The organism is Variovorax endophyticus (genome assembly GCF_025376855.1).
Taxonomy (GTDB): domain Bacteria; phylum Pseudomonadota; class Gammaproteobacteria; order Burkholderiales; family Burkholderiaceae_C; genus Variovorax.
The window spans coordinates 67,168-83,272 of the sequence record NZ_JAHUTH010000015.1 but is presented as its reverse complement, the minus strand read 5'-3'; the positions used below and the strand labels follow the sequence as shown (position 1 = coordinate 83,272).

The window sequence follows — 16,105 nt, the reverse complement described above, 5'->3', positions numbered from 1 at the left end:
TTCCGAAGCCGACCCTTGAAGATCGTCAAGCCCTTTCGCCTCAGCCTGCTCACCCGCCCCTACCGCTGGCGCTCGGCCAATCACCTGGGCATCGCCGTGCTGGCCTGCGCCAGCCTGGAGGCCGAGCCGCGGCTGCAGCCCGAACAGGAGCTCTGGCAGATGGCGGGCGAGGTGCTCGACCCCGGCAGCGTGCTCGACATGAGCATGCCCAAGGGCGAGGCCGAGGTGCTGGCCAGCGGCTTCGCCTACACCGCGCACCAGGAGGACAAGACGCGTTGCGCGGCGCGGCTGCGAGTGGGCACGGTCGATCGCTCGCTGGCCGTGTTCGGCGACCGCTTCTGGCTCGGCGGGCGCATCACCGAGCCGGCCGCTTTCGACCGGATGCCGCTCGACTGGCGCCATGCCTTCGGCGGCCCCGACGTGCCCGAGAACCCGCTGGGCCTGGGCACGGTCGACGAACTCGTCAACGGCGTGCAGACCTGCCGGCTGCCCAACGTCGAGGTGGTGGGGCAACAGATTCAGCGCCGCGGGCAGCGGCTGCGGCCGGCCTCGTTCTCGGGCTTGCTGCCCGATGCGCCGCAGCGCATGGCGCTGATCGGCACGCGCTACGACGACGCCTGGCTGCAGAACGGCTTCCCCGGTTTCGCCGACGACCTCGACTGGCGCTTCTTCAATGCCGCCGGTCCCGAGCAGCGCTTCGGCCAGCCGGCGCTGCCCGAGAGCGCGCCCTACGAGATCTGGAACATGCACCCGCACATCCCGGTGCTGCGCGGCCACCTGCCGCCGTGGCAGGCCGTGTGCCACCTCAACTTCGACAAGGAGGTCGGCGAGCTGCGCCGGGTCGAACTCGGACTCAGCACCGCCTGGTTCTTTCCCGACCGCGAGCGCGTGGTGCTGGTGTGGCACGGCTCGACGCCGATCCGCGAGGACGACGCGGCCGACGTGAAGCACATCATGCCGTCGCTCGAGCTGCCCGACGCGCCGCGCCCGCACGCGCACTACGCCGACGTGCTGCGCAAGCGCATCGATCCGGAGAAGAGCGCCTCCCACGTGCTGCGCGACAGCGACCTGGTGCCGCGCGCGCTGCTCGCGGAATGGACCGCGATGCGCATGCCCGACACCCTGGCCGAGCCCCTGCCGCGCAACCTGCAGGCCGGCATGCGCCGGCACTACGAGCAGCAGCGCGCCGAACTGCTCGCGCAGGGGCTGGATCCCGCCGACTACCTCGCGCCGCCGCCCGTGCCCGAGGTGCTGCCGGGCTTCGACGACCTGCCCGAGTACCTGGAGCGCGCCGAGGCGCAGGCGCAGCAGGCGCGCGAGCGGCTCGAGGGCGAGGTGGCGCGCGTCGAGGCCGAGCGCGCGGCGGCGCCCGCGGCACCGCTTCCGTCGGCCTTCGAGGAGGAGCAGGACGGCCAGGCCGACGAGGAGGCCGACCCGCCGGTGGAGACCGACCCGCTGAAGCTCCAGGGCCGCCTGTATTCGGCGCACCTGGCACCGGAGGCCTCGCGCGTGACCAGCTTCCGCGCCGCCAAGCTGCGGCGCCGGCTGGCCGCGGCCGCTCCCGAGGCGCGCCACTTCTCGAAGATGAACCTCAGCGGCGCCGACCTCTCGGGCATGGACCTGCGCGGCGCCGACTTCAGCCACGCGGTGCTGGCCGACGCGAACCTGCAGGGCGCGAACCTCGAGGGCTGCGATTTCTCCGAAGCCGTGCTCGCGCGCGCGCTGCTCACCGACACGCTGCTGGCGGGCAGCCGGCTCGACAAGGCCAACCTCGGCGGCGCGCACCTGCAAGGCTGCGACCTCTCGTCGGCGAGCCTGCGCGAGACCCTGTGCCACGGCACGCGCTTCACGGGCTGCAACCTGCGCGGCGCGCTGCTCGACCAGACCCAGCTGCACGAGACCGAGATGGCCGGGTGCGCCATGCAGTCCTCGCGCTGGACACAGGTCGCGCTGCGCCGCATGACGCTGCGCGACCTGGTGCTGGACCAGGCCGAGCTCAACCAGGTGCTGCTGCTCGAATGCAGCCTGGAACGCGTGTCGCTGAATGCCGCGCGGCTGGTGCGCTGCGGCTTCGTCACGGTCCGGCTGGTGGCGCAGGTCGACCTGTCGCATGCGCGCTTCGATGCCTGCAGCATCGCGCTGGGCAGTTCGTTCGCGGGCGTGACGGCGGTGGGTACCTTCCTGAAGCAGTGCGGCATGCGCGGCACCTCCTTCGCGGGCGCGGACCTGAGCGCGGCGCGGCTGGAGAACTGCGACCTGTCGGAATGCGACCTGTCGGATGCGCGGCTCGACGGCTTCGTCGCGGGCGAGAGCCTGTTCGTGCGCGCGAACCTCGCGCGCGCCTCGCTGCGCGGTGCCCACTTGATCGACGCCAATCTCTCGAAATCGAACCTGCTGGGCAGCGACCTGCGCGAGGCCAACCTGTTCCGCGCCGACGTGTCGCAGGCCTTCATCGATGTCACCACGCTGCTCGAGGATGCCTACACGCAGCATGCCAAGGTCTGGCCGCGGCGCGATCCGGAGGCCACGCCATGACCCTGGACGCATTGCTCGACGCGGTGCGCCACGGCGTGCAGCTGCAGGGCCTCGACTGCCGCGGCTGGGACCTGCGCGGGCTCGACCTGTCGGGCGCGCTGTGGGACCGCATCGACTTCACGGGCGCCGATTTCCGCGGCGCCGACCTCTCGGGCAGCATCCTCAGCCATTGCACGATGGCGGGCTGCGACTTCGCGGGCGCCAAGGGCGGGCAACTGCAGATGTTCCGCGGGCGCTTCGAGAACGCGAACTTCTCGGGCGCCCTGCTCGAGCAGGCCGCGTTCGTCGAGTCGCACCTGGCGCTCGCGCGCTTCGACGAGGCGGTGCTCGACCGCGTCACCTTCTTCCGCTGCGACCTGGCCGAGGCGTCGCTGCGCACCCGGCGCATGGCGCAGGCCACCGTCACCGAATCGAACCTGGCGCGCTGCGATTTCACCGGCGCCAGCCTGCAGTCCGTGACGATGTTCAAGCTCGACCTGCGCAGCACCGTCTTCGCGCAGTTCGAAGGCGATGGCGTGGTGTTCCTCGAATGCGAGCTCGCGGGCCAGCAGTTCGCGGGGCTCGTGCTGCCGCGCTGCCAGTTCACCGACTCGCGGCTCGACGAGGTCGACTTCCGCCAGGCCACGCTGACGCAGAGCAACTTCAAGGGCGCCTCGCTGCGCGGCGCGCGTTTCGGCGGGGCCGAGGCCTGCATGACCATCTTCGCGGAGGCCGACCTGGCCGGCGCCGACTGCGGCGCGGGGCGCTTCGACCAGTCGCTGTGGGTGGATGCCGCGCTCGAGGGCGTGAACTTCGCGCAGGCCCGGCTGCCGCTCGCCGTCTTCCATCGCGCGCGCTGCAAGGGTGCGAGCTTCGCGCAGGCCGGGCTGGAGGACGCCGACTTCTCCTATGCCGACCTCACGGACGCGGACCTCGTCGATGCCCGCTTCCTGCGCACCCGCCTGCACCGCGCCATCCAGCAGGGCACCCGTTTCTCCAGGCGCGGCGGCATCATCGAAAACGACCCGGACCTGCACCGCGCGCAGTCGTGGTCCGACGCCCGCTGATGCCGCGCCATCGTTTCATCCGAGCTCGAAAAGGGAAAACACCATGAACGTCGTTCCGCTGCGCGTCGCCTCCGACGCCTCGTCCCCGGTTCATTCGATCGGCACGGTCCGCGGCCTGCCGGCCGACGGGCAGTTCGTTGTCGAGGCCGACGACGGCAGCCTGCGCACCTGCCGCCGCGCGGCCAGCTGCCTGCTCAAGCCCCAGACCGGCGACACCGTGCTGGTCTCGGGGCCGGATGCCTACCGCGTGTTCCTGATCGCGGTGCTCGAACAGGCCGATGCCGCCGTCAGCCGCATCGAGGTCGACGGCGCGCTGGTGCTCGGCGGCAACGCGCACCCGGTCGCGATCGAGAGCGAAGGCGAGGTGCGGCTGCGCAGCGGCACGCGGCTCGCCATGAGCGCCGAGCAGTGGTCGATGCAGGCCGACAGGGCCGACTGCCGCACCGACGCGTTGCGCCTCACGGCGAAGGAGGTCGAGGCGACCACCGGTACGGCGAAGCTGTTCGGCAAGGTCTTCGAGACCGTGGCCGACCGCATCGTGCAGATGGCGCGCAACACGCTGCGCATCGTCGACGAGATGGACCAGTCGCGCGTGCGCCACCTGGACTGCAAGGCCAGCGAGACGGCACGCATCCATGGCCGCCACACGACCGTCACGGGGCAGGACCTGGTGAAGGTCGACGCCGCGCAGATCCACATGGGCTGAGGAGGAATCCTGCATGTTCGCCAACTGCCAGCTGTTCGGGATGGACCTCGCGTTCCCCGACGTGTGCCGCACGCCGGTGCCCATTCCCTTTCCCAACATGGCGCTGGGGCCGATGGCCATTCCCAACGCCTGGAACATCCTGTTCATGGGCATGCCGGCCCACAACATGGCGACCGTCACGCCGATCACGCTCGGCGACCAGCCCGGCGTGCTCGGCGGCATGATCTCGCAGACCTTCATGCAGCAGTCGCGCCACCTGACGGGCGCCTTCACGGTGCTGCTCAAGGGCACGCCCGCGACGCGCGTCACGAGCGTCACGCTGCAGAACCGCTGCAACATCGTCGGCATGCGGCTGGTGCCGAGCCAGCTCAAGGTGCTGGTGCTGGCGGCCTGAAGCGCCAGCGTCGCGCTCAGCGCGGCGTGGCGGTACCCGCCAGCGTCACCTGCTGCGGAAAGCCCACCCACACCGCGAGCGCCGAGAAGTTGTCGCGCGACTCGTCGGCCTTGGCCTCGGCCGCGCGGCGCAGCAGCGCGAGCCATTCCTCGGCGCTGTCGGCCAGCTGCAGCGAGCGTTCCATGACCTGCTGCGAGATCAGCTGCCACAGCCCGTCGGTGCACAGCAGGAAGGCATCGCCGTCGGCCAGCCGCTGCGTGCCCGAGACCGTGGCCTCGGCGCTCGCGCGCGCGCCGAGCGCGCGGTAGAGCAGGTTGCTCTGGATCAGGGCCTGCGCGCCGTTGGCCGGCACGGCATCGCCCTGGGCCATGCCTTCGCGCGAGCGCTGCGACAGGCTGTGGTCCTCGGTGCGTTCCATCAGCACGCCGCGGCGGAACCAGTAGAGCCGGCTGTCGCCCACATGGGCCCAGCGCGCCTGGCCGCTGCTGCGATCGACGAACAGCGAGACGAAGGTCGCGCTCATCTTGCCCTGCTCGGCCTGCGCGCGCTGGCGCGCGAGGATCGCGTCGTTGGCGCGCGTCACGCACTGCTGAATGTCCTCGGCGGCCACCGAGGGGTTGGCGACGAAGGCATTGAGCGCGGTGTCGACCGCGGTGCGCGCGGCCTGCTCGCCGCCCGCGTTGCCGCCCACGCCGTCGCTCACGACGAAGCAGCCGAACCAGTCGTCGAGGTGGTAGCCGATCGCATCCTGGTTGCCGCTGCGCTCGCCCACGCAGGAGAACTGCGACGTGGACAGCGGGACGGCGAACGGGGTCGTGCGGGTCGCTTCAAGCACGGCGTGCCTCCTTCAATCGTTCCATCTCCCGGTCGTAGGCCTGCTGGAAGGCCCGGCCGAACACGGCCTGGAAGTCGTCCTCGACCGCGGCCGTGGTTTCGGCGTGCAGCTGCTGCAGCTGGCGCCACAGGCGCGCCTCGCGTCCGCCGGGCAACAGTTTCTCGCCGAGGCCGCCGTCGTGCGGCGTGTCCTTCTTGAGCGCCTCGGGGTCGAAGCGCTGCAGCACCATCAGCAGCGCGGCGCGCATGCCGGCGACCATGCCGAGCTGGTGCGACTGCAGGTCGCCGAGCGCGTCGTGCACCGCGGCCTCGGGCGGCAGGAAGCCCGGCATGCGCGCGCCGAACATCTGCATCAGCACCGCGCGGCCGTTGGGCAGGATCTTGAACGGGTTGTTCTCCTCGTCCACGATCATCGTGATCTCGGCGCGCACCTCGCGCTTGAGCATCGCGCGCGAGGACAGCAGCTCGATGGTGCCGTCGGTGAAGGCGCGCATCAGCCGGCCGAGCCTGCGCATCATCTCGGCGTCGAGCTGCTGCTGGCCCGCGACGTCGGGCACGCCGGCGCCGTCGAGGAAGGCGCGGAACAGCGCCTCGCACGAAGCGGCGGGCAGCGCGGGCGCGGTGTCGGAGGCGGGGCTCGGCGGTGCCGCGACGGCGACCGGTTCGGCCTCCTTCGGCGCGACGACCTCGAGGGGCATCTCGGCCACGGCCGGCGCGGGCGCCATCGCGGGCGCTGTCACCGGCGCCACGGTCGGGAGCGGCGACGTCGGCGGTGCCTCGGCGGGCGCCTGCATCGGTGCGGGCGCGGTCTCGACGGGCGCGCTCTGCATCGACGCGGTGGGCGGCGCGGCCACCGGCGTCGCGGGCGTTTCCTCGCGCTCGGGTTCGGGCTCGACCATGCGCGCGGGCGGCTGCGCCACGGGCAGCGGCATCGGCGTCGGCGTCGGCGGACGGAACTGGCCCGACACCTCGCGCGCATGGTTCGACTGGCTGAAGCCCGGCACCGTCGGCCGCTTCTCCAGCAGGTCCATCGCGGGATGCACGTCCTCGAGCGCGGGCGCATGCGTCAGCGCGGTGGGCCGCGGATCGGACAGCGGTGAGGGCGCGCCCTGGTCGGCCGCGAACAGCGACAGCGGATCGATGCCGCGCTTGAGCGCGAAGTCGGACACGTCGGTGGTCGCGTCGGGATTCAGCTGCGTCAGCGGATCGGCCGGGTTCCTGCGCGCCTGCGAGGGCAGCTCGAAGGGCTCGTGCGCGAACGGGTCGGGCATGGGCTCGGGCGTGGTGTCGACGCGGCGCGGCGCGTTCGCGAGGATCGCGTCCCAGTCGGCCGCGGTGGGCATCGACGAGCGCGCGGCCGGTGCGGGCGCCGCGGGGGGCGGCGGCACCGGCGATGCGAAGGCGGCGGGCGGTGGCGCGAATGCCGGCGGCGGTGCGGGCGCGAAGATCGGCGCGGCCACGGGCGCGGGCGGCCGTTGCACTGGCGGTGGCACCGGTTGCGGTGGCGGCGCGGCATGCGTGTCGCCGATCGGCAGCGCGCCCGCGCCGAACAGGTCGGCGAACACGTCGGACACCGGTGCCTGCGGCAGCAGCGCATCGAGCGGCGCGGCTGCGGGTGGAGGCGATGGCGGATAGGCCGGCGGCATCGATGTCGGCAGCGATGCCGCCTGCGCACCGAAGTCCGGCGCCGACGCGAGGCGCGATGTCACTGGCGACGAGGCCAGGCGCGAACTCGCGGACTCGACCGCGGGCGGCCACGCGACGGTGGGCTCCACGATGGGCTCGACGGCGGCCGGCACGGGCGCGATCGCCGGTGCCGCGCGGCTCGCGGCGGCATGCGCGGGTGCGGCTTCCAGCACGTAGCTGCCGATGGTCACGCGATCGCCCTCGGCGATCGGCGACTCCTGGTCGTGCCGCAGCGTCTGTCCGTTCACGCTGATCGGCAGCACCGCGCTCATGTTGCGCAGCACCGCGCGGCCCGCGTCGTCGAAGCGCACGGTGGCCTGCAGGCGCGAGATCTGCCGCTGTTCGTCGGGCAGCACGAGGTGGTTGTCGGGGCTGCGGCCGATGGTGCCGCCCGGGGCCGCGAGCAGGGCCGACGGGCCCGCGGCCACCGGCCGGCCCGCATGTTCGATCACCGTCCAACGCATGGTATCTCCCAGTTCATGACACGGGCTCCTGGCGCGGGAGACCCGTCAGCGCTTCATCTTCTTGGCGGCTTCGAACGCGGGGCCCCACACGGGATGCTTGCGCTCGGCGATGCTGAGATCGAAGGAAGGGAAGGCATCGAGGATCTTGAGGAACTGCGTGCGGCACTCGGGCAGCTGATTGGCCACGCAGTAGCTGAAGGCCTCGAGCTTCATCGCGGCGAGCCGCGTGTTGGGCTCGGCCGCATCGAACACCGACACGCCGCCGCTCTTGAGCGTGGAGATGGTCTTCGCGTAGTCGCCTTCGTCGTAGGCCTGCTGCGCGCGTTCGAGCGTGGTGCGCGCGACCTGCTGGCTCAGGCGTTCGGGTTGCGGCGGTCCTGGATCGACGGGGGTCTTCGGCGTGGTGTCGCAGCCCGCGACCAGAAAGAGCGGAATCACCAGGGCGCACAGCAATGACTTCAATCTTCTCTCCTGCCTTGCAAAGTTAAGCCCCGATACTGTGCCGCGTCGATATGACGGCACGTCGGCCGACATCGGCGCTGCATGACGTCTCGATACTATAGGCGCGAACTTCGATGGGAGAACCCATGCATCGACGAACCCTGTTGCGAAGCGCGATCGCGACGTCGCCATTGCTCGTTGGACTCGGCGGCTGTGCGTCGACGGCCAAGTCCATGCCCACGCCCTACGCGGTCTCGATCAAGGTCGACGACGGCGTCAACCCCGATGGCCGCGGGCAGGCCGCGCCGATCCTCGTGAAGGTGTTCGAGCTCAAGTCCTCGGGCAACTTCGAGACCGCCGACTACTTCGCGCTGCAGGACCGCGATCGCGAGACGCTCGCGGCCGAACTCGTCAATGCGGACCAGGCCATTCTGCGCAGCGGCGAGGAACGCACCTTCAAGCGCGAGGCCGGCCTCGACTCGCGCGCCATCGGCGTGATCGCGGGCTATCGCAAGCTCGAGAACGCACGCTGGCGCCTCGTGCTGCCGCTCAAGGAGCCCAAGCAGACGAACCTCTACAAGGTGTGGCAGTTCTCTCCGAGTGAACAAAAGGTTCGCATCGTGATCCGCAAGAGCGGTATCGAACTGTTGCCGACTACGTGATTTCGTAGCACTTGCGCGCACGCCCTAATACGAAAGTGCGCCGCACGTAGGCCAAGGCCTCGACGCTGCAAAAACGGTGCAAAACGTAAACATCGCCGTGTAGCATCGACACGCATTGCGCCCATGCAGGGAGGCCGTCTCGACGATGGACCGACCGCACGAGAGTGGCCGCACTCCAGGAGGTTTTCTTTGGTGACAGTTCGCAATCCGGGCGCCATCAGCAGAACGGGCGCCCATCCGCAGGCATTGGCGAATCGCGTGGTGTGGTCCGAGGGCATGTACCTGCGGCCGCAGCATTTCCAGCAGCTGGAGCGCTATGTCGAGCAGTACGTGACGCGCCGCACCGCGGGGCTGCAGGGTGCGTACTGGGGCTGGCTGCACCTGGACATCGATCGCGACGCGCATGCGCTGGGCCGCGTCTCGCTGCTCGGCGGCGCGGGCGTGATGCCCGACGGCACGCCGTTCTCCTTCGGCGTGGAAGACGCGCCCGTGCCCTACGAGGTGCCGAGCGACCTCACCGACGAGCTCGTGGTGCTCGCCTTGCCGCTGCGCCGGCCCGGCAGCGAGGAAGTCATCTTCGCGGAAGACACGACCTCGGCCGCGCGCTTCCACGTGGTCGAACGCGAAGTCGCCGATGGCAACGCGGTTGCATTGGGCCCGGCGGTGCTGCAGCTCGCGGCGCCGCGGCTGCGGCTGGTGCGAGCCTCCTCGCTGACCGCGGAGTGGCAGGCGATCGGCGCGGTGCGCGTGATCGAGCGCCGCACCGACCACAAGCTGGTGATCGACGCCAACTACATCCCGCCGGTGCTCGACGTGTCGGCGCAGCCGATGCTGCGCAGCATGGTGGCCGAGCTGCACGGCCTGCTCACGCAGCGTTCCGAGGCGCTGGCCTCGCGGCTGTCGCAGCCGGGGCGCGGCGGCGTCAGCGAGGTCTCCGACTTCCTCCTGCTCGAGCTCGTGAACCGCTACCTCGCGCTCACCTGGCATGCGCAGCAGGCGGTGCAGGTGCATCCCGAGGAGCTGTTCGTCGACTGGTTCAAGCTCGCCTGCCACCTCGCCACGCACACCTCGCCCACGCGGCGGCCGGTGGTGTGGCCGGTGTACGACCACGACAACCTCAACGAGAGCATCCGCCCGCTGATGGAGGAGCTGCGCCGCTCGCTGTCGGCGGTGCTCGAGCAGAGCGCGATCGCGATCGAGCTCGAGGAACGCAGCCACGGCGTGCGCGTGGGCCGCATGCCCGACCCGGTGCTGGTGCGCAACGCGGGCTTCGTGCTCGCGGTGCATGCCGACCTGCCGGCCGATGCGATCCAGCAGCGCTTCCCCACGCAGGTGAAGATCGGCTCGGTCGAGCGCATCCGCGACCTGGTGCAGCTGCAGCTGCCGGGCGTGACCGTGCGGCCGCTGCCGGTGGCGCCGAGGCAGATTCCCTACAACGCGGGCTACCACTACTTCGAGCTCGACAAGAGCGGCGACATGTGGCGCCAGCTCGAGAAGTCGGGCGGCGTGGCCATGCACCTGGCCGGCGAATTCCCCGGCCTGGCCATGGAGTTCTGGGCCATCCGTCCGTGAGCGATCGCATGAACGGCATCAACGACGTGGCCGTCGGGCCGGGCGGCTTCGTGCCGCCGAATCCGGGTGGCGGCACCAACGGCGGCACCCATGGCAGCAACAACCCGCTGAACGCCCCGCGCGGCCTCGGCGAGCAGCCGCAGGCCTTCACCGCCTTCCACGACACGCGGCGCCCGCATGCGGGCGACACCGCGCTGGCCGGCAACAACCCGCTGGTGGCGGCGGCCAATCCGCTGCTCGACCTGATCCCGCAGATCCGCGCCACCGGCCACCACGACTCGCCCGCGCAGCTGCGCGAGCACCTGGTCGACGAGGTGCGGCGCTTCGAGACGCGCGCGCAGCAAAGCGGCATCTCGCCCGAGGTCATCATCGGCGCGCGCTACTGCCTGTGCACCGCCGTCGACGAGGCGGCCGCGCTCACGCCCTGGGGCGGCAGCATCTGGTCCTCGCAGAGCCTGCTGGTGATGTTCCACAACGAGACTTGGGGCGGCGAGAAGTTCTTCCAGCTGCTCTCGCGCCTGGTGCAGAACCCGCAGCAGCACCTGCACCTGATCGAGCTCATCTACTTCTGCCTCGCGATGGGCTTCGAGGGGCGCTTCCGCGTCATCGACAACGGCCGCTCGCAGCTCGAGACCCTCAAGCAGCGCCTGCTGCAGATCATCCGCCAGACGCGCGGCGAGATCGCGCAGCCGCTGTCGCCGCACTGGCAGGACACCAGCGCGCCCGTGCGCCGCACGCGCAACTGGCTGCCGGTGTGGGCCGTGGGCGCGGTGGCCGCAGTGCTGCTGATGATCGCCTTCGCGCTCCTGACCTTCAACCTCGGCGGCACCTCCGACGGCGCCTTCTCCGCGATCAATGCGGTGCGCCTGCCGCAGACGCAGCGCGCGGTGGCGCAGCCCGCGCCGCAGCCGCGGCTGCAGCGCTTCCTCGAGGCCGAGATCCGCGAGGGCCTGGTCAGCGTGCGCGACGAGGCCGACCGCAGCGTGGTGATCCTGCGCGGCGACGGCCTGTTCGCTTCGGGCGCCGACAAGGTGCTCGACCGCTACGTGCCGGTGCTCAACCGCGTGGCCGAGGCGCTCAACGCGGTCGACGGCAACGTGCTGATCAACGGCTACTCCGACGACCAGCCGATCCGCAGCGTGCGCTTCCCCTCGAACTGGCACCTGTCGCAGGCACGCGCCGACTCCGTGCGCAAGATGATCGGCGCGCGCATGACGCGCCCCGAGCGGCTGCGCGCCGAGGGCCGCGGCGACGCCGACCCGATCGTGCCGAACGATTCGCCGGCCAACCGCGCGCGCAACCGCCGCGTGGAAGTGACCTTGCTGGTCGCGCCGGTGGCACCGCAGGGAGGACGCTGAGATGCTGCGCGCGTTCTTCCGTTTCCTGGTCAGCCGCGACCTCTGGGTCTTCTTCGGCCTGGTCGCGCTGGCCTTCCTGATCTGGATCATCGGCCCGGTGATCGCGGTCGGCCGCTACCGTCCGCTCGAGAGCGAGTTCGTGCGCATCGTCGTGATCGCGCTGATGTTCGCGATCTGGCTGGTGCGCGTGGCCTACCGCAAGTGGCGCGAGCGCCGCCTCAACGCGCAGCTGCTGAACCAGCTGCGCACGCCTTCCAAGAAGGAGAAGGAGGCCAAGCCCGAGGAGGCGCCCGAGATCAAGGAGCTGCAGACCGGCTTCAACGACGCCACCTCGATCCTGCGCAACATGCGCTTCGGGCCGGGCGAGGAGGGCAAGGCCGCGGGCCGCTTCTCGATCTTCGACCGCCAGTACCTCTACCAGCTGCCCTGGTACATCTTCATCGGCGCGCCGGGCTCGGGCAAGACCACGGCGCTGGTCAACTCCGATCTCGACTTCCCGCTGGCCGACCAGCTCGGCAAGGCGGCGGTGCGCGGCATCGGCGGCACGCGCAACTGCGACTGGTGGTTCACCAACGACGCGGTGCTGATCGACACGGCCGGGCGCTACACCACGCACGAGAGCAACCGCGAGACCGACGAGGGCGAGTGGAAGGGCTTCCTCGAACTGCTCAAGAAGTTCCGCCCGCGCCAGCCGATCAACGGCGCGATCCTCACCATCAGCATCGCCGACCTGCCGCTGGCCGACGACGCGCAGCGCGCGCGCCACGCGATGGCGCTGCGCAAGCGGCTGCTCGAGCTGCGCAACGACCTGGGCATCAACTTCCCGGTCTACGTGATGGTGACCAAGGCCGACCTGCTGGCCGGCTTCAACGAGTACTTCGGCGGCCTGAGCCGCGCCGAGCGCGCGCAGGTCTGGGGCTTCACCTTCCCGATCGACGCGAGCGCCGCCAGCGCCAAGCCCGCCAAGGGCGACAAGCGCGCGGGCACCGCCACCACGCTCGAGGGCAGCGACCTGCGCGAGCGCTTCCAGCAGGAGTACCGGCTGCTGCACCAGCGGCTCGACGAGCGCCTGCCCGAGCTGCTGGCCGCCGAGCCCGACCCGATGCGCCGCGCGCAGGCCTACCTGCTGCCGCAGCAGTTCGCGAGCTTCGAGGACATCCTCGGCACCTTCCTGGCCGACGTGTTCAACCCGTCGAAGTTCGAGACCGCGCCGATGCTGCGCGGCGTCTACTTCACCAGCGGCACGCAGGAGGGCACGGCCTTCGACCGCGTGATGGGCGCGATCAAGCGCTACCTGCAGGTCAACGCGCCGCCGGCGCCGCCGCCGGGCCCGGGCAAGAGCTACTTCCTCAAGGAGTTGCTGCAGCAGGTGATCTTCCGCGACGCGGGCGTGGCCGGCACCAACCTGCGCTGGTATCGGCGCAAGCGCGCGGCCGACCTGGTGGGCTACAGCGTGATCGGCGTGCTGCTGGTGGCGCTGCTGGGCGCCTGCGTCAACAGCTGGCACAACAACAAGGAGTACGTGGCCGAGGTCGACGGCAACGCGAAGTCCTTCAACCGCGCCGCGGCGCGCGGCGAGCTGCCGACCGTGGTCGACTCGAGCGGCGACCTCGCGAGTTCGCTCTTGATCCTCGACCGGCTGCGCGACCTGCCGAAGTCGGAGAAGTTCGACATCGGCGACCCGCCCGTCAGCTACCGCTTCGGCCTCTACCAGGGCGAGAAGCTGCAGGCCGCGACCGACGGCGTCTACCAGCGCGCGCTCGAGAGCGTGCTGCTGCCGCAGGCGGCGCAGCGCGTGGAGCAGTCGCTGCGCGAGGCCTCGAAGAACAACCCCGAGTACAGCTACGAGGCGCTCAAGGCCTACCTGATGCTGTACGACGCCGAGCGCTACGACGCCGACTTCCTGCAGGCCTGGCTGCTGACCGACGTGGACCGCAAGGTCGGCGCCGCGCTCACGCGCGAGCAGCGCACCAACCTCGAGTCGCACCTGAAGGCGCTGTTCGGCGGCCGCGTCGTGAGCTCGCCGTTCGCGAAGGACGAGCGCCTGATCACCGAGACGCGCGAGCGCCTCGCGGGCGTGCCGCTGGCGCAGCGCTCGTACGCGCGGCTGCGCCGCATCCTGCTGCAGACTAGCCAGCCCAATGCCTTCACCATCGCCGAGGCCGGCGGCGCCGAGTCGGCGCTGGTGGTGCGGCGCGCCAGCGGCAAGCCGCTGACCGACGGCATCCCCACGCTGTTCACCTACCGCGGCTACTGGGACATCTTCGACAAGCGCATGGCCGAGACCACGCTCGCGCTCGAGCAGGAGGACCGCTGGGTGCTGCAGATCCGCGCGCCCGGCATCACCGACATCACCTCGCGCGAGCTGCTGCTGCGCGAGGTGCGCCGGCTCTATCTCACCGACTACATCAAGGTCTGGGACGACTACCTGGCCGACATCCGGCTGGCCGACAGCCGCTCGCTGCTGCAGAGCATCCAGATGACGCGCGTGCTCTCGACCTCGGAGTCGCCGATGTCGCGCATCATCCGCGGCGCCGCGCGCGAGACCGACCTGCTGCGCAACCACGACGAGGCCGCGCGCAGCCTGCTCGACCAGGCGCAGAACCGCGTGCAGACCACGCGCGAGCGCATCGAGCAGCTGATCGGCCAGCCCGACGGCAGCCAGCGCCGCAACACCGTGCCCGACCGGCCCGAGTCGCTGGTGGACAACCACTTCGAGCCGTTGCGCCGCATGGTGACCGCGCCCAAGCAGGGCGGGCAGGCGCCGATCGACGCCACCGCCGCGCTGATCAACGAGCTCTACAACTACCTGACGGCCACCGACACCGCGCTGCGCAGCGGCAACATCCCGCCGAGCAGCGACGCCGTGACCAAGGTGCAGGCCGAGGCCGGCCGCATGCCGGTGCCGTTCCAGGGCATGCTCAACGACCTCTCGGCCACCGCCTCGTCGAAGGCGGCCGCGGTCACGCGCCAGAACATCGGGCAGAACGCGGCCGCCACCATCGGAAACTTCTGCAACCAGGCGATCGCGGGCCGCTATCCGTTCTCGCGCGGCTCCAGCCGCGACGTGGCCGCGGGCGACTTCGCGAACCTGTTCGCGCCGGGCGGGATGATGGACGACTTCTTCCAGAAGAACCTCATGACGCAGGTCGACACCTCGAGCAACCCGTGGACCTGGAAGCGCGGCGTCGACGGCAGCGCCTCGGGCCGCTCGGCCTACCTCGATTCGTTCCAGAAGGCGCAGGCCATCCGCGACGTGTTCTTCTCGGGCATGGCGGGCGGGCGCACGCCCTCGTTCTCGATCGACATCCGGCCCGAGGACATGGACGCCGGCCTCACGCAGATGACGCTGGACATCGACGGCCAGACGGTGCGCTACGCGCACGGGCCGCAGGCGCCCACCACCGTCAAGTGGCCCGGTCCGCGCAACAGCAACCAGGTGCGGCTGCAGGTCACGACCTCGAGCGGCACGCCGGCCGGCGGCATCGTCACCGAGGGCCCGTGGGCGCTGCACCGGCTGTTCGACAAGGCCTCGATCTCCTCGGGCGGCTCGAGCGAGTCGTTCAATGCCAGCTTCGACCTGCAAGGCCGCAAGGTGGTGCTCAACGTGACCGCCAACAGCGTCTACAACCCGCTGCGGCTGTCGCAGATGAGCGGCTTCTCGTGCCCGGGGCGCTCGTGATGAATCCCGGCGCGACGGCGCAGCCGGCCTGGGTGCCCGGCGACGAGCAGGTCGGCTGGTACGGCAAGCTGCCCGCGGCCGGCGACTTCCTGCACCGGCGCATGTCGCGCGAGCTGCAGGCCTGGTGGGATCGCTGGATGCAGAACGGCCTGGGCGCCTTCAAGCGCTGGCCCGACGCCATGACGCGCCACTACGCGGTGGCGCCGGTGTGGAACTTCGCGATCCCCGCCACCCAGGGCGTGAGCGCGGTGCAGTTCGGTTGCATCGCGCCGAGCTGCGACCGCGTGGGTCGCTACTACCCGGTGTGCGTGAGCCTGCAGGTGGACGCGCGCGCCTACCGACCCGCGGTGCTCGAGGGCGCGGCCGCCTGGTACTGGCAATGCGGCAACGCGATGCTGCAGGCGATCCGCCATGGCGTGGCGCCCGAGCACTTCGATGCGCAGGTGCTGGCCGCGGGCCATGGCGGCTTCCAGCCGGCCAGCGGCGGCTCGGACGACATCCTTTCGATCCTCGGGCCTACGTCGGCGGGCGAGGGCGCCCAGCAGCGGCTGGGCTGGCCGGAGCTTCCACTGTGCTTCGACGCGTTCGGAAGCACGAGCTACTGGTGGACCAACCAGGCCGACGGCTCGCCGCTGCGGACCGCGGCCCATGGCGGCGGCCTCAACACGCCGCTGTTCTCGAAGCTTTTTTCCCAGGGGCACGTGCCATGGGCGTGAGAGTCCCGA

The 16,105-nt window shown here is 70.8% G+C and carries 12 protein-coding genes; 9 read left to right on the top strand and 3 right to left on the bottom strand.

What is annotated here, in order from left to right:
- Positions 1-15: 15 nt before the first annotated feature.
- Genes KV106_RS20400 through KV106_RS20385 form a run of 4 tightly spaced genes read left to right on the top strand, consistent with a single transcriptional unit; the run spans position 16 to position 4,681 of the window.
- Complete coding sequence (locus tag KV106_RS20400; RefSeq protein ID WP_261211994.1) at positions 16-2,535, top strand: DUF2169 family type VI secretion system accessory protein; 2,520 nt, start codon at positions 16-18, stop codon at positions 2,533-2,535.
- On the top strand, positions 2,532-3,581 hold the full coding sequence (locus KV106_RS20395; RefSeq protein WP_261211993.1) for a pentapeptide repeat-containing protein: 1,050 nt from the start codon (positions 2,532-2,534) through the stop codon (positions 3,579-3,581). Before KV106_RS20400 ends, KV106_RS20395 begins: the two co-directional genes overlap by 4 nt.
- A 43-nt stretch (positions 3,582-3,624) precedes the next feature.
- Positions 3,625-4,287, top strand: coding sequence for a DUF3540 domain-containing protein (locus KV106_RS20390; protein WP_261211992.1), 663 nt, complete (start codon positions 3,625-3,627; stop codon positions 4,285-4,287).
- 13 nt (positions 4,288-4,300) lie between these two features.
- On the top strand, positions 4,301-4,681 hold the full coding sequence (locus KV106_RS20385) for a DUF4150 domain-containing protein (protein ID WP_057596865.1): 381 nt from the start codon (positions 4,301-4,303) through the stop codon (positions 4,679-4,681).
- Between the two features lie 16 nt (positions 4,682-4,697).
- Here KV106_RS20385 and KV106_RS20380 read toward each other — a convergent pair whose 3' ends face one another.
- The 3 genes from KV106_RS20380 to KV106_RS20370 are packed head-to-tail and all read right to left on the bottom strand — an operon-like array spanning position 4,698 to position 8,127.
- Positions 4,698-5,516, bottom strand: coding sequence for a PP2C family protein-serine/threonine phosphatase (locus KV106_RS20380; protein WP_057596866.1), 819 nt, complete (start codon positions 5,514-5,516; stop codon positions 4,698-4,700).
- Positions 5,509-7,665 carry a type VI secretion system-associated FHA domain protein TagH gene (gene tagH / locus KV106_RS20375; RefSeq protein ID WP_261211990.1) on the bottom strand — a complete coding sequence of 719 codons (2,157 nt, stop codon included), beginning with the start codon at positions 7,663-7,665 and terminating at the stop codon, positions 5,509-5,511. The genes KV106_RS20380 and tagH overlap by 8 nt, the downstream gene beginning before the upstream one ends.
- A gap of 45 nt (positions 7,666-7,710) precedes the next feature.
- Positions 7,711-8,127, bottom strand: coding sequence for a TssQ family T6SS-associated lipoprotein (locus KV106_RS20370; protein WP_057596868.1), 417 nt, complete (start codon positions 8,125-8,127; stop codon positions 7,711-7,713).
- 113 nt (positions 8,128-8,240) lie between these two features.
- Here KV106_RS20370 and tssJ point away from each other — a divergent pair, with 113 nt between their 5' ends.
- The 5 genes from tssJ (at position 8,241) to tagF (ending at position 16,096) form a co-directional block, all read left to right on the top strand.
- Complete coding sequence (gene tssJ, locus KV106_RS20365) at positions 8,241-8,768, top strand: type VI secretion system lipoprotein TssJ (protein ID WP_314733648.1); 528 nt, start codon at positions 8,241-8,243, stop codon at positions 8,766-8,768.
- A 189-nt stretch (positions 8,769-8,957) separates the two neighbouring features.
- Entirely contained in the window at positions 8,958-10,340 is a 1,383-nt protein-coding gene (gene tssK / locus KV106_RS20360; RefSeq protein ID WP_057596870.1) for a type VI secretion system baseplate subunit TssK, read from the top strand.
- A gap of 8 nt (positions 10,341-10,348) precedes the next feature.
- Positions 10,349-11,698, top strand: a complete 1,350-nt coding sequence (locus KV106_RS20355; RefSeq protein ID WP_057596872.1) for a DotU family type VI secretion system protein — start codon at positions 10,349-10,351, stop codon at positions 11,696-11,698.
- Between the two features lies 1 nt (position 11,699).
- Positions 11,700-15,380, top strand: coding sequence for a type VI secretion system membrane subunit TssM (tssM, locus tag KV106_RS20350; protein ID WP_261211988.1), 3,681 nt, complete (start codon positions 11,700-11,702; stop codon positions 15,378-15,380).
- Positions 15,380-16,096 (top strand): type VI secretion system-associated protein TagF, encoded by a 717-nt coding sequence (tagF, locus tag KV106_RS20345; RefSeq protein ID WP_057596873.1) that lies wholly within the window; start codon positions 15,380-15,382, stop codon positions 16,094-16,096. The genes tssM and tagF overlap by 1 nt, the downstream gene beginning before the upstream one ends.
- The last annotated feature ends 9 nt before the right edge of the window (positions 16,097-16,105 follow it).

Bases quoted from the DNA above. Each gene is read 5' to 3' on its own strand.
- KV106_RS20395 (WP_261211993.1), top strand. From the start codon at position 2,532: ATGACCCTGGACGCATTGCTCGACGCGGTGCGCCACGGCGTGCAGCTG.
- KV106_RS20390 (WP_261211992.1), top strand. From the start codon at position 3,625: ATGAACGTCGTTCCGCTGCGCGTCGCCTCCGACGCCTCGTCCCCGGTT.
- KV106_RS20385 (WP_057596865.1), top strand. From the start codon at position 4,301: ATGTTCGCCAACTGCCAGCTGTTCGGGATGGACCTCGCGTTCCCCGAC.
- tagH (WP_261211990.1), bottom strand. From the start codon at position 7,665: ATGCGTTGGACGGTGATCGAACATGCGGGCCGGCCGGTGGCCGCGGGC.
- tssJ (WP_314733648.1), top strand. From the start codon at position 8,241: ATGGGAGAACCCATGCATCGACGAACCCTGTTGCGAAGCGCGATCGCG.
- KV106_RS20355 (WP_057596872.1), top strand. From the start codon at position 10,349: ATGAACGGCATCAACGACGTGGCCGTCGGGCCGGGCGGCTTCGTGCCG.
- tssM (WP_261211988.1), top strand. From the start codon at position 11,700: ATGCTGCGCGCGTTCTTCCGTTTCCTGGTCAGCCGCGACCTCTGGGTC.
- tagF (WP_057596873.1), top strand. From the start codon at position 15,380: ATGAATCCCGGCGCGACGGCGCAGCCGGCCTGGGTGCCCGGCGACGAG.